This window comes from Chitinophaga sp. 22620, assembly GCF_052044405.1.
Classification (GTDB): domain Bacteria; phylum Bacteroidota; class Bacteroidia; order Chitinophagales; family Chitinophagaceae; genus Chitinophaga.
Window position 1 is genome coordinate 924,983 of sequence record NZ_JBQEMV010000002.1, and the last position, 14,548, is coordinate 939,530.

Consider the following 14,548-nt stretch of genomic DNA (forward strand, 5'->3'; position numbering starts at 1 on the left):
GATTATGAAAAGCAAGATCGATCAATACGTTATCAATAAAGTAAAGGAAAAGCGCCTTGAGCGGAATCTTTCCCAGGCAGAGTTGGCCTTTGAGCTGAATATGTCCGTGGGGTTTATTGGTAAAGTAGAAAGTTCGAAGTATCCTTCCCACTATAATATCAAGCATCTCAACCAGTTAGCCAAAATACTTGAATGCAGTCCCCAGGACTTCCTGCCAAAGAAGCCGCTTTAGTGATTATTTACACCAAAGATAGGGAAATTCTGCAAATACTCACCTATAGGTGATTGATAAAGTTTTTACATCCCGGCACCTTTTCACTTACCAATAGGTGATTAACTATGAGATCCCCAATAGACAACTACATTATAGATAAAGTCCGCGAAAAACGTGAGGCGGCAAAAATGACCCAGGAAGAACTTTCTGAGAAGGCGGGATTTAATTCAAACGGATTTGTGGGACAGGCGGAGAGCCCGAAGTATAGTAAGAGGTATAATCTCCAGCATCTTAATAAGTTCGCCTTAATATTTAATTGCTCTCCTAAAGATTTCCTTCCTGATGCGCCTTTTGAGTTGGTGCAGCCTGCACAACTCCCAGCTGAATGAAGTTCGAATACTTGAACGTTATTGTAATTTTCAGCTTAGAGGTAAGTACACTTATCGTAGTAGGAATAAATTATTAGCAATACGAATCATGAGAACTGAATTATTCAGCAAGAAGTAAAATGAGAAGCAAATGGCGAAGCGAATAGTTCATCTTGCCCACATTGCAATTCTTCAACAGAACCTTTACAATTACGGATAATTTTTCATAAAAAAAAATATAGGTTTTAAAACGATTGGGTTATTTTCAATATTGATACCTATAAGCTAAGATGATCAGGAAACCCATCTGAAGCCCTTAGAACCCAAATTTTATCACTATGAAAGGATTGTTTTTTTGTTTACCCCAAATTATTACTCTGCACTGGAGTAATCTATTTTGCATGTACAAGATTGGATAACTACGATTACTCATGCAGAAGCCACCACGTATTTTAGCTCATTAACAAATACAGGCATCCTCACTAATGTAATCTGTCATGTCTACAGGAAATTGCGTGGATTTTTGTATACCAGTGCAGTGCGCTAACATTGAGCACTGGCAGGTAATTATCAACGATTTTAGAACCTTTAATTTCATCATTAATCCCTTTTATTATGAAAACTATTCTCACCATTTTAGCTGTAATTATCAGTGCCAGTCTGCTGGCTGTTCAACAAATGCCTGCACAGGCATCCACACAACCGAAACAGGAGGTAACCGCACAACACGCCGCAGGCGATCGTGACAACGATGGTGTGGAAGATAGCGTTGATCGTTGTCCGGATACACCTGCAGGCGTCCAGGTGGATGCTTGGGGATGTCCTGTAACCGAGGGGGGCGGTGAAGGTGATCAGGACATTGACGGTGTTCCTGACGAAGTTGACCTTTGTCCTAACACCCCTTTAGGCACACCGGTTGACGCCAATGGATGTCCGGTTTAAAAAAAATATTTTTAAAAAAGGTTTCCGGATGACTGTTCCTTGCTTAACAAGGAACAGTCATTTCCAAGTTTAATAGCAATTCAAATTTAGCGCGAATCCCGCCGCTTTGTAATTTTTATACGCTGTTTAACTAGTTCTGTTAATCGAAAAAAATGAATTCTCAGATTACAAGAAATGGAAAAAGGATACAGCTTCCAATGCTGACCCGACTGTTTGGAGACTTGAATACCATAAGGGTTCAAAGCGATGATTTGCTGTACGCAAATACTTTGGCGTTGCCTTTTGGCTCCTCTGCCAAGGTGGATATAAAACCTATTGTTACCACGGTGGATTGGCTTTATCTTGAGTTTTTGGTCACCCGATTAAAAGAAAAGCTACCATCCGACCAGTGGATGATGATCTATGAAAAACTTCATTCTTTCTTACAAAGTACTCTCAGTAATTTTTTAGACGTATTGGCGCAGTTGTTAGTTTGTGAAAGAATCGTTCATAAAGAAGGCTACCAGTTGGATTTTCTTCAATTAACCGAGTTCAATGAGATATATTATCGAATGGGATTTAAGGACGCACATGGGAAAAAGGGGATCATAATAGATGTGAAAAATTTGAACTACCGGCACATGCAATTTGGTAATGCACAAGCACTTTATCTCATGTTGGCAAATGATTTGTCAGTGCCGGAAATGAGTTTAAAAGTATTGAATAACCAACCATTAACTCAAATTAAGCAGCCAGTAATTTGGATTTCTCCGGCCTACCTTAAATGGCTTAATACTGACCTGACCTTGCCGATAGTCGACAACATCCGATGTGAGCAACCGTTGACCATGCGTTCACTGAAAAATCAAAAAGGAGAATACCGGGTATTGGCAGGCCCTATAAAAAATGTCATTTCCTAATTTTACCTTCAATTAAGTATAACAATATCTACAACCCTTTAAAAGAAGGAAGATGGTAGCATAATAAGGCGGTGTTGGGATAATTTCGCGAGAAAATTGAATCACACGAAGCCTTTACTAAACAAGTTATTCAGTATATGAAAAAGAGCAGTGTCTTATTTTTGTTGTTAAACATCGCGGTTCATGGATTCTCCCAGTATAAGAACTCATTACCGCACGTCAATCCGGTAAAGCCGGATGCGGCAGCTCTGTTTAAGCCAGTGGAGCATCCTATTGGGACTTTTTCAGGCACTGTGCCAGTAGAGGTGCCGATAGCTACCCTCGAAGAAAATGCTGTCCAGATCCCTGTATCCATTAATTATAGTACAGGTGGCATTAAGGTTGAAGAAATTGCCGGGTCGGTAGGGCTTGGCTGGTCGCTAAATGCCGGTGGATCAATAACTCGGGTGCTGAATAGTGTGGCTGACGACGATGCATTAGGGATGCTCGGTGCGACCCGGAACTTGTCGGAGCTGCTTGCGACTCTTACGGCTAATGATGCTACAGATATCGCTGAAGGACTAATAGATTCACAGCCCGACATTTACTATTTTAATATAAATGGTCGTTCAGGAAAGTTTTATTTTAATGAGAAAGACAGTGTTGTTCTTGTAAAGCAGGAACCGTTGGACATTCAACCGATCTATCTTGATCCTGCAAGAAAAAACACGATACGAGGATGGGTCATTAAAGATGAAACAGGGAATAAATATTATTTAGGGCTCAATAAAGCAGCGACAGACTCTGCCAGGGATTATTCTACCACTTCTTTTATGAATCAAACCGGCCTCAATAATATTCCTGATACTAAAAGCTACTGTTCGGGCTGGCAGTTGCTGGAAATTACCGATATGAGTGATGTTTCCCTCGCCCGTTTCGAATATATCAATAGTTACCCTGAGTTTACTTCAAGGTCGATAGACTATACCCCTGTTTTTGTGGTGGCCGCGGGGCAATGCGTGGAGTCTGATATTGAGCCCGATGTGGCATATAGTACTACTTCCGTACAAGAGAAATTTCTTCACAAAATAATTACGAATAAAGGCATCATCGAGTTTCAAAGTTCCACTGGTAGAAAGGATTCACCAGGAGCACGACGGATAGATGCCATACTAGTGAAAGATTATAATAATACACTGAGGAAGAAGTTTGCGTTCTCATATGGATATTTTTCCGACCCATTTGCGCCGGAAGGCCCGTTGTACGATCCCTTCCACAAGCGCCTGAAGTTGAATTATATCGCAGAGTATGGTAGTAATAACGATGATAGTTTGGTACATTCTTTCCAGTATCATGAAGGTGTAAATCTGCCCTCCAGAAATTCAACGGCGATGGACTATTGGGGATATTTTAACGGGAAAACGAGTAATTTAAGTACAATACCTAATGGAAGATACACAAGGTATGGCACTACCATTGAGGTCACTGATGGCGGCGATAGAAGGGTAGATTCTATATTCAGTAAGGCAAATTCTCTTTACAAGATCAATTTCCCAACGGGAGGGTATCGAGAGTTCATATATGAAGGAAATCAGGCGTTGCAAACCATCTGGACGCAATTGGCAACCAACCCAGATTATTTTGTACCTCATTTTTTTGAAACATTGGAATTTCCTGGTCAGAATTCCTCGGAACCAAGGTATCAGCATTCTTTTTCGGTCAATAGTACAAGCGGAGCGGCTACCTTCAACTATTCAATTACAACGATGGATGTTTGGGGGGACTTTAGCGTCAAGATCGTAAAGTTCACCGGACCTAGTGATCCGGGAGCGAATTTTAAAGTGTTTACGAATGAAGACATAGGAACGGTTTCACTTCCAAACGGAAATTACCGGTTTGAGATTTATTATAGCGATTCTCGTACAGTATTCACATATGCAGAAGGTAACTGGCTGGAAGAACAAATGCCTTCTGAGACGTTGGTTCGCTACAATGAGGATTTTTATAAAGCGAACATGCTTGCGGGGGGGATAAGAATAAAAGAGATCAGAGACTATGATCCAGTTTCACAGAAAAAACTGGTGACAAAATATAGTTATCAAATACCGGGAATGCCTGGCTTCTCCAGCGGTCTGTTGATAACACCGCCGATATTTCTGTTTCAGGGTACCTGTCGTAAAGCTCAGGGATGCGATTATTCCCGTCTGGCATCATCTACCTGTTATCCTCTTTCCTCAGAGGGGAATGTTTACGTATATTATCCTGAAGTTCGCACTATTCAGGAAAACAATGGCTATACGGACCGGGAGTTCAGTTTTGATTTTGATTTATTTACGTATGAAGCGGACGAGATATCACAGACCACGCCTCCTGTTGTTCCAAGATACGATCGAAGCTGGAAAAGGGGAAAGCTGTTGCTGGAGAAACAATATAATCAGGATAGTGTACTCCAGAACTATAAGATGGTATTGTATCCCAATCTTTTTCCAGTGGATGGGCCGGAACATCTGGGTGATATAAATGCCAAAGAACAACGCGCTTTTAAGGTCGCGAGGTTCAACAGGACAGGAGTGAGTACTGAAATGTGCATGAACGTATATACTTTGGGATCATTCTTTGCCGAGCCCCTGGTTGTGTTGAATACCAGCTATACATCTACAGGTACTATAGAGAACCGAACAGAGTATGAATATTATATTTCCCAAAACCGCCCCGTCCTTAAAAAGGAGAAACTCTTCATCAATGATGGAAAAGTAAAGGAGACAGAATACCGGTATGTATTTAATAACACTAGTGATTTTTATTTTGGGTTGAGCAGTGAGGAGCAGGCAATGAAAACAAATCTGCTTTTGAAGAACTACCTGCAACCTATCGAAACAGTAGTTTTTTCAAAGGCAGGTGAAATCCGAACTATGGTCAGCGGCGGCAAATATATTTTTAAACTGTTCAGTGGCCAGCAGGTTCGATTAGGGGCATACCGAAATTATACAACATCGACGGTTTATGATGAGTCGATATTTGCCAATTATGATGAAGTCGGGAATTTGCAAGAGCAATATAAACAAAACAATGCCAAAGAAGCTTATATCTGGGGATATAATAGACGTTATCCCGTAGCAAAGATTGCTGGGAGTGATTTTGCCAGTGCGGTGCAACTCTTGGATTTAGCTGTGCTCAATAATAGTAATTCTACTGAAGCTCAGATAAGAACCGAGCTTAATAAGCTGCGGGTTGGGTTGCCTAATGCGATGGTAACTACTTTTACCTATCTTTCCGGCTTAGGTGTCAGTAGTGTTACTGCTCCCAACGGTGTAACTGAATTTTATGAATATGACTCGTTCGGTCGCCTGAAAGTAATTAAGGATAGGGATGGGAAGATACTGAAGGTGATGCGATATAAGTATAAAGAGGTCGTTTCAAACTAATCCCAGTCTGAACTCTAACAATACGACAATCAATATTAGGGCTCGAGTAACTCAATAAATAATTTCAGATGTGTAATACCTATACCCGCGCCGCTTGGTTAGCTGCAAGTAGTTGGATGATGTTGATCGGCGCTGATGCTCTCGCTCAGAACCCCCCGAATACAAGCGCCCGTCCTGGTGCTACTGCTGCAACCTTGCCGGTACCTTATACTAATCCCGTTGTCAACTATATCCGTACCTGGGAACCGGCTATGCCGACAACTGACACTGCAGTGGTAACCGCTACAGCGCGAACAGTAAAAGAAGTAAAACAGACCACGCAATATTTTGACGGACTGGGTAGGCTACTGCAGCAGGTGTCTAAGGGGATGAGCGGCGGCATTACGGTAGAGGCCACAGGCGGCAAAGACCTGGTGAGTATGCATGTCTATGACGCGTATGGCCGGGAGCAATTGCAATACCTGCCTTATGTACCACAAACGGGCAATACCAGCGACGGGTTGTTCAAGACCTCACCTTTTGCCGGCCAGGCAGCCTTTTATCAAAATGCAACGTTGAACCCGGGTGCGCAAGGGGAAACGATATATTACAACCGTACAGCGTTCGAAGCCTCTCCTTTAAACAGGGTGCTGAACACATACGCGCCTGGCAACAGCTGGGCACTGGAAGGCGGCAACAAACCGGTAAGCCTGCAATATTTGGTCAATACTACTACCGATTCAGTGCGTATCTGGGACATGCCCGCTAGCGGTACGATTCCGACCAGCGCGGCCGGCAGGGTATACGGAGCAGGACAATTGTACAAAAATGTCACCCAGGATGAGGCGGGCAACCAGGTAATGGAATATAAAGACAAGGAAGGACAGATCATCCTCAAAAAAGTACAGTTGGCGACCTCTCCGGGAAGCGCCCATGTAGGCTGGTTCTGCACCTATTACGTGTATGACAATCTGAATAATCTGCGCTGTGTGATCCCGCCGCGGGCCGTAGAGCTGATTAACAGCAGCTGGGTGATCAGCGCCGCCATTGCCGGCGAGCTATGCTTCCGCTATCAATATGACGAACGCAGGCGGATGATTGAAAAACAGTTCCCCGGCGCCGGGCCGGTGCAGCTGGTCTACGATGTCCGGGACCGGCTGGTTTTTACACAAGACTCCGTGCAACGGGCCAAATCCCCCACGAAAGAATGGTTGGTGACCTTTTATGATGCGCTGAACCGGCCGGTGATGACGGCCTTATATCCCTCCAATTCTACGCGGAACCAGTTGCAAACAGCGATGAACGCTGTCACGTCCAGCTCAACGCTGAGCTATACCGCCCCCGGTACAGCGGACCTGGTAGTAGGTAACCGACAAACCGGCCTGACTAGCTACAAGGCTACGAACAGTGTTGTCCTCCAAGAAGGTTTTGAAAGTGAAACGGGCGCGGAGTTCGTGGCCGAGATCGACCCCGTACTGCAGGGTCTCACAACCCAGATAACCGTCAGCAACCCGTTGCCCAATATCACAGGCTACCAGCCGCTGATCTATACCTTTTACGATAACTATGTCTACACAGGCAGCCATGGCCTACAAACAGCCGAACTGATCAAACCCCAGGCGGATAATAATCCGTACCCGGAAACTGTTACGGCTGCCAGTACGATGACGCAAGGCTCGGTAACAGGTACACGCATCAAAGTATTAGGTACTACAGATCAATGGTTGACCACCACGACATATTATGATAACAAAGGCCGGGCGATCCAGACCATCAGTGATAATACCGGCGGCGGCAAAGATATCGTCACCAGCCTGTACGACTTTAACGGTAAGGTGCTGAGTAGTTACCTGCGCCATACCAACCCGCGCAGCGGCGCCACGCCCCAGACGACGGTGCTGACGATGAACCGGTACGATGCCGCAGGTCGCCTGCGCTCGGTAAAAAAGCGGCTTAACGATAATGTTGCCCTGGAACGGACTGTTGCGACGATGGAATATGACGAATTAGGCAAGCTAAAGGAAAAGAAGCTGGGCGTAACAAGTGCTTCCGCCCAAATGGAGAAATTGGCCTATGAGTACAACATCCGCGGCTGGCTCAAAGGGATCAACAAAGCCTATGTGACCACGGCAGGTAGCACGAGCAATTGGTTCGGCCAGGAGATGAGCTACGACTACGGCTTTACCACCAACCAGTACAATGGCAACATCGGTGGCCTCAAATGGAAAAGCGGTGGGGATGGCATTGCCCGGGCCATGGGATTTGGCTATGATAAAGTCAACCGGCTGACAGCTGCGGACTTCAACCAGCAAAACACTGGCACGACCACCTGGCAAAAGAACCTGGCAGACTTCAGTGTGAGTAACCTGGGCTACGATGCCAACGGCAATATTATGTCCATGACCCAAAGGGGCCTGAAGGCTGGCGCCCCCGCCACGGTGGACCAGCTGAGCTATGCTTACTACTCCAATAGCAACCGTTTGCGCTATGTACGGGACAATGTCAACGACATCAGCAGCACGCTGGGCGACTTCAAAGAACCCACAGCCAACAACACCTCCAACCTGAATGCCCCCACGACTGACTTCGATTACAGTTATGACGGAAACGGTAACCTGACGGCGGATAAGAATAAGGAGATCACCGGCATTGTTTATAACCACCTGAACCTACCGCAGGCGATCACCATCACAGGCAAAGGCACGATCGCCTACCAGTACGATGCGGCGGGCACCAAGCTGAAAAAGACGGTGACGGACAATACAATTACCCCTTCGAAAGTAACGACCACCGATTATATGAGCGGCGGCATGGTATATGAAAAAGATACGCTGCAACTGTTGAGTCACGAGGAAGGCCGCATCCGGACTGTGTTCCAGTCGGGCCAGTCGCTGCAATACAAGTATGATTACTTTGTCAAGGATCACCTGGGAAATATCCGGGTGGTGCTGACGGAACAGACTGATTTTTCGATGTATACTGCCAGTATGGAGCCAGAGAGCGCGGCGGTAGAAAACGCGCTATTCTCCAACATCGATGCGACCAGGACAGCCAAACCGGCGGGTTACCCGCAGGATGCGACCCCACAGGCCACCACACAGCAGAACAGCTTCGTAGCCAAACTGAACGGCAATAACCCGGATAAGAAGATCGGGCCCAGCCTGGTGTTAAAAGTGATGGCGGGCGATACGATCCAGATCGGTGCGAAGGCATTCTATAAATCCGGCCCGGCGCAAAAGAACCAGAATGCTGTACCACAGGATATGCTTAACGCGCTGATCAGCGCTTTTGGTAATGGCCAAGGCATCGCTGAACCTGGCCACGGTGCCACAGTTGCTGCGGTGAACAGCACTCCCTTCAACAACGACTTCAACAATGCCTACCAACGGCTGAAGGAAAAGGATAAAGATGCGTTCAATCCGCAGCGGCCCAGGGCCTACCTGAATTTTGTGTTGTTCGACGAACAGTTTAACTTGGTGGAAGACAATAGCGGAGTGAAACAGGTGGAGGCCACCCCGGATGAGCTGCAAACGCTGGCGCAGGATAAGATGGTGATGGAGAAGAGCGGCTTCCTATATGTATACACAAGCAACGAAAGCCCACAGGATGTGTATTTTGACAATGTAACGGTGCTGAGCTTGCCGGGGCCTATGCTGGAGGAAACGCATTATTATCCGTTCGGGTTGACCATGGCGGGAATTAGTACGAAGGCCGTGGGAAAGTTGGAGAACCGGTACAAGTATAATGGTATTGAAAAGATCGGGGATTTAGGATTAGAAGATTACGACGCCCTGTTCAGAGAACTTGATCCCCAGATCGGTAGATGGTGGCAGGTTGATCCGAAGATTGAGAGTATGGAAATGTGGAGCCCGTATGCATCAAATTACGATAACCCGATTCGCTTTAATGATTTTCTGGGAGATGAACCGGGAGAAGACGGGCCGGGATTTTTGGAACAATTCCTTATTGCGGCTGGAGGTTTCATCAATGCGTATGTCTCAAACAATTCAGCTGGTATTGGAAGGACTGACGTAGAACGAACAGGACTTACTGGAGCGAATGCGACTGTCTATCAATGGGGGCAAAAAGTAGGTGATGCTGCGTCAACAATTACCGGTACCGGAGAAATGGCAACTGCAGGCGCCGCTACTGTTACGACAGGTGGGGCCGCTGCTCCGGTGGCGATACCCCTAGCCATACACGGGGCTGTTACTTCCACTATTTCAGTAAAGAACTTGTTTAGTCCGATTAAGAATATAGAAGGTAACACTTCGGGAGGACAATATACGGAGCCAACTTTGCCACCCAAGACGGTTGCCGATAACGGTAAGGTGAGAGCGGACCATTATACCAGAAGTGGGGATCACGGCCCGCCGCATTTACATGTCAAAGGCGGAGGTAAGGAAACGAAGATCGGCCAGAATGGAAAGCCAATAGAGGGGTCACCTGAACTCACGGCTACTCAGCAGCAGTTTGTTCAAGACTTTAAAAAAGATATTAGAAAGGCCGTTGATAAGATTGGGAAATGGTTTAATTATAATAATAAAAAGAAATAGTATGCTAGAATATGTATGGGTTTTTAACGGAGAGAATAGTCGTTTTTCAAGTGGGATTTTCAAGAATATTGAGAAAGCTGAAGAATGGATATTTACCAATAAGCTTAGTGGTATATTAACTAAATATCCACTTGATATAGGTGTTTATGATTGGGCTATACAAAATGGTTTTTTTTCTGTTAAGAAAGAAGATCAAAAACAGCCTGCATTTATTGGAAAGTTTTCTTCAGGTAGTCAAGAGCATTTTCATTATGAGAATGGAATCAGAGAATAGATGAAAAAATAGATAATACGTTTAAAAAGCTGTAGAATACAGAACCCGCGTGATCAGCGCGGGCTTTGTGTTTTAAGCGTACACCCCTTCGTACCTTATAATCGCAGAGGTAAGGCCATGGTTTCGCAATAATTGCATTTATGATCGGAACCATTGTTTTCCATTTCTTTTTAACACAACAATGGCAGATATAGGCGGTCGACATTGCTACACATTAAGGGTAAGCAATTTGCCGATTTTCGCAAGGGTAGGCGGCGTACGTTAGTTCGGTGAAAGGAGATATATTCAACATCAAAATCATACACCATGAAAAATCAACGTACCTCCAAAGATGAAATTCCTGTCTGGCTGAAAATCGCAGGGTCGGCTGGCGTCCTCCTCTTTGGCGTTTATCCAATCTTGTCCAAATCTTTCCGCTTGTTGGCAGACATCCGACTGCAACGATTAGGTAACACCGAAACTTCTGCGTGGACTACGGGTTATTTGGAAAGTAATGTAGGGGTAATGTACTATGCGATAATGGTGCTTGTCGGCTATTGGATCGCCATGAAGCTCGATAAAAAGCCTTTACGCTTAAAGTGGGCGATTCTGACCGTCATACCAGTATGTTTGGCACTGATGGGGTATTTTGTCTGGCAGGACTTTCCTAAACCATCTCCCCGGGCAGACCTGATCTCAGAAATAATGGTAATAATAATGTTCGCGCCTTTCTTCCCGTTCATTGTCAATTTTGTGGCGACCTCAATCTCAAAAAAGGAATATGGTCAAAAATTCTGGTTCATTACGCTGGGATATGGTATCTTCTATCTTTTTTTCTGTCCGGCCCTGATAGGCGATATTATTACTATACTGACTATATGAGTCGACGCATGGCAGGCCTCACTAAGGCCGCCAACAAATTGATATCAATTAATTTGGATTGCCCTATTTTTAAATCAATACATTTTATACCTATGGAAAGATATATTGTGTCAGGCTACGACGAAATTGCCCAAATAATCGATGATCTCCGTCATCCTGCCACTGTCTTACAGTTCAGGGGACAGGCATGTGACGATTGTGGCTGGACGCTTCGTCCCACATTAGCCAGGCAGGTGGCTACCCCGCAAGAACTAGTGCAGCACCAGCGCGAACTTATGGATGACTTTCAAAAACGTATTCAGGCGGCAGGGCTGGAGCGCCGATTGCTGACCAATAGATCTCCCCGCTTTCATCAGGCTGACTGGGAACTTCTCCAGCAGGCGCAACACTATGAGGTGCCGACCATGCTCATGGACTTCAGTCTTGACTGGCATCGGGCCTTGTATTTTGCGGTGCACGACCCGGCAATGGATGCACATGATGGTCAGTTGTGGGTTTATCAGGCGCCCTATGAAGTGCTGAAAGGGGATAACGAGGACGATAAGGATTCAGATTATTTCAGGCAGGAACCTTTGGCGTGTAAGGATCCGATTATCGCTAATCCCGCATTTTATTGGAATGACGATGAGAGTGAACAGATCGCCGCCCAGCGCCGCTGGCTTCAAATGGGAAGATTTTTACTGCAGTCCCCTGAAGAGAGTCTGATTCCTATGGAAGAAAATCCGCGATTCGACAGGTACTTAGTGAAAATTGTGATCCCTGCCGTCACTAAAGCGGGCATCAGGGCCCAGCTCACTAATAATGGTCTTTCGATGGATTATTTATACTATAGGCAGGATCCGGCAATATCAGCTATTGTAAAGAATCTGAAGCGATAACAGGATAGAAGTTTCGATGAAATATACCCAGTCCCTGGTACGAGCTTTATGAAAGGATTAAGTTATACTTTCATTAGTTAAACCAGTTAATTAATTATTCCGGCTTTACAATTGCTTGCAAATTTCAGCGTTAAATTTTGAAGGGGAAAGGTTAACTTTATTACAAAACTAAGTTCTTTACTTACCGCCGGAATCTACCAAACTCTTTGTTTGCAAATTGTTTGCAAATCTCCTGAAAACAATAAAGGCCTCCTCATGGAAGCCTTTATAACGCCTTGGTATTCAGTACCCGGGACGGGAGTCGAACCCGTACGAGCCTTGCAGCTCACAGGATTTTAAGAATTAAAAAGTCTTAATCCAGCTTAATCAGGATGAATTTAATTTAACTATAAATAATTGATTTGGAAATAGTTATGTAATTTCCTTATCTTAGTTGTAGTAACACTTCAGGACGCTTAACAGGCAGTTTGCTTGAAAAATGTTTGAAAATGTGCCAGGTGATTATGTGAAAACGAAAATTTCAAACAATGGCAACTACAGCAAACATCTTCATTGACACCAGGGCGGGCAAAGACAAGAAAAGCACATGCCCCGTGAAGCTCCGGGTTATTCATTTGCGGAAATCCAAAGAATACGCCACTATTCACAATCTAACTCCGGAAGACTTTCAGAAATTGAAAGCGCCGAATGTCTCAGCTTATCTTCAAAGGATAAGGGAAGACTTAAAAACAATACAAGCCTCGGCGGATGCCATTATCAAGCGGCTGAACCCATTTTCATATTTTGAATTCCACCGTGATCTGGTAGAAGATAACCCACTGTTCAAACAACGCAAGGCCAGCATGCCCGACGTACCCACGGCGCCGCCTTCGGAGTTTGATTTTACCCCGTATTACGCCAAATTCCCCATTTTATTGCAAGATCACAACGAACCCGGTACGATTTCCGGGGTTTTCTGTTGCATCATCAGGCAGCTGATCAGCGAAAACCGGCTGGGCAGTGCATTCAAGTACCGGGAAAGCTATAATTCATTATTTAAGTTCGGTGGAAACGCCCGGTTCAAAGATATTACGGTTAGCTGGTTGCGTAGGTATGAAGACAACCTGCTGAAGGCAGGTAGGTCAAAAACCACTGTGGGTATGACGTTGCGTAACCTGCGATGTGTATTTAATGAGGCGGACCACCTGGGAATTATCAATAAGCAGCATAGTTATCCCTTTGGCAGGCGAAAGTACCAGATGCCGTCTTCCCGGAAAACGAATAAGGCTTTGAGCTTGCAGGATATCGGGCGGCTATATTACTATCAGCCCCCCTGTGAAAGTGAAGAGTACGCCATTGGTCTCTGGTTCTTCTGCTATTTTGGAAATGGCATGAACGTAAAAGATCTGGCCCAGCTGAAGTATAAGAATATTGAAGAGGAGTTTTTGAAATTTGACCGGGCCAAAACTGAGCTGACGGCGCGGGAGAACGCGAAATCCATTACTGTTTTTATCAATGAAGATATGCAGCGCATTATAGACAGATGGGGTAACCCGGACCGGGATAAAGAAAATTACATATTTCCCATTCTTCGGCCAGGCCTTTCCCCGCTGGAAGAATACCGTGCAGTTCCGCGTGCAACACAGTTTATCAATTCATGGATGAAGAAAATTGGCAAGGAACTTGGCTTTGAGCTAAAACTTTCAACGATTGTTACCCGACATAGCTTTTCTACGCTTTTGAAAAGAGCGAATGTAAGTACGGAATATATTCAGGAAGCACTTGGGCATACAGATATACGGACAACGGAAAACTACCTGGGAAGTTTTGAAAATGGTGTAGTAAAGGCCAACGCGGGGAAGCTTACAGAATTTAAGAGATGATCTTTCGTTAACTCTGAGTACTTTCTTTTGTAAAAGCATGCCACTCCGCATATACATTGAGATGGGAAGGAATCCTCAAGCATGTCGGCTTAAAATATTAAACCTGCGCTAGACGCAGGTTTAATATTTCCCAGTGATCCCGCTGGACAAAAATAAAGCCTTAATGACAGTGTGTTCCCGGGACCGAACACTAACGGTCCGCTCAATATGATGATCAACCTGCCGGTAGGCAGCACAAAACCGCTGTTCCTATCTTTGGGGGATTGAACTCTTTCGGGAGGTGATTCCGAAGTATATAAAGGATGCCCGGT

Annotated in this window: 10 protein-coding genes; all 10 read left to right on the forward strand. The window is 45.0% G+C overall.

Translation table 11 applies throughout. The annotated features are described in order from the left end of the window. The first annotated feature begins 4 nt into the window (after nt 1–4). The gene (locus ACTJIK_RS13475; RefSeq protein ID WP_440646882.1) at nt 5–232 is read left to right on the forward strand and encodes a helix-turn-helix domain-containing protein; all 228 of its coding nucleotides are present in this window, start codon (nt 5–7) and stop codon (nt 230–232) included. Between the two features lie 107 nt (nt 233–339). Beyond that, a complete protein-coding gene (locus ACTJIK_RS13480; RefSeq protein WP_440646883.1) occupies nt 340–603 on the forward strand; it encodes a helix-turn-helix domain-containing protein in 264 nt (87 codons plus the stop codon). Nucleotides 604–1,197: 594 nt separating this feature from the next. Further along, complete coding sequence (locus ACTJIK_RS13485) at nt 1,198–1,524, forward strand: thrombospondin type 3 repeat-containing protein (RefSeq protein ID WP_440646884.1); 327 nt, start codon at nt 1,198–1,200, stop codon at nt 1,522–1,524. A gap of 152 nt (nt 1,525–1,676) precedes the next feature. Continuing rightward, nucleotides 1,677–2,423 carry a hypothetical protein gene (locus ACTJIK_RS13490; protein ID WP_440646885.1) on the forward strand — a complete coding sequence of 249 codons (747 nt, stop codon included), beginning with the start codon at nt 1,677–1,679 and terminating at the stop codon, nt 2,421–2,423. A 137-nt stretch (nt 2,424–2,560) separates the two neighbouring features. Continuing rightward, nucleotides 2,561–5,827: a hypothetical protein gene (locus ACTJIK_RS13495; RefSeq protein ID WP_440646886.1), complete on the forward strand. Its 3,267-nt coding sequence runs from the start codon at nt 2,561–2,563 to the stop codon at nt 5,825–5,827. 68 nt (nt 5,828–5,895) lie between these two features. Beyond that, nucleotides 5,896–10,362, forward strand: coding sequence for a DUF6443 domain-containing protein (locus tag ACTJIK_RS13500; protein WP_440646887.1), 4,467 nt, complete (start codon nt 5,896–5,898; stop codon nt 10,360–10,362). Between the two features lies 1 nt (nt 10,363). Next, a complete protein-coding gene (locus ACTJIK_RS13505) occupies nt 10,364–10,636 on the forward strand; it encodes a DUF7710 domain-containing protein (RefSeq protein WP_440646888.1) in 273 nt (90 codons plus the stop codon). 306 nt (nt 10,637–10,942) lie between these two features. Further along, nucleotides 10,943–11,497 (forward strand): hypothetical protein, encoded by a 555-nt coding sequence (locus ACTJIK_RS13510; protein WP_440646889.1) that lies wholly within the window; start codon nt 10,943–10,945, stop codon nt 11,495–11,497. A gap of 92 nt (nt 11,498–11,589) precedes the next feature. Next, nucleotides 11,590–12,375, forward strand: a complete 786-nt coding sequence (locus ACTJIK_RS13515) for an FRG domain-containing protein (protein ID WP_440646890.1) — start codon at nt 11,590–11,592, stop codon at nt 12,373–12,375. A gap of 527 nt (nt 12,376–12,902) precedes the next feature. Next, nucleotides 12,903–14,237 (forward strand): tyrosine-type recombinase/integrase, encoded by a 1,335-nt coding sequence (locus ACTJIK_RS13520; RefSeq protein ID WP_440646891.1) that lies wholly within the window; start codon nt 12,903–12,905, stop codon nt 14,235–14,237. The last annotated feature ends 311 nt before the right edge of the window (nt 14,238–14,548 follow it).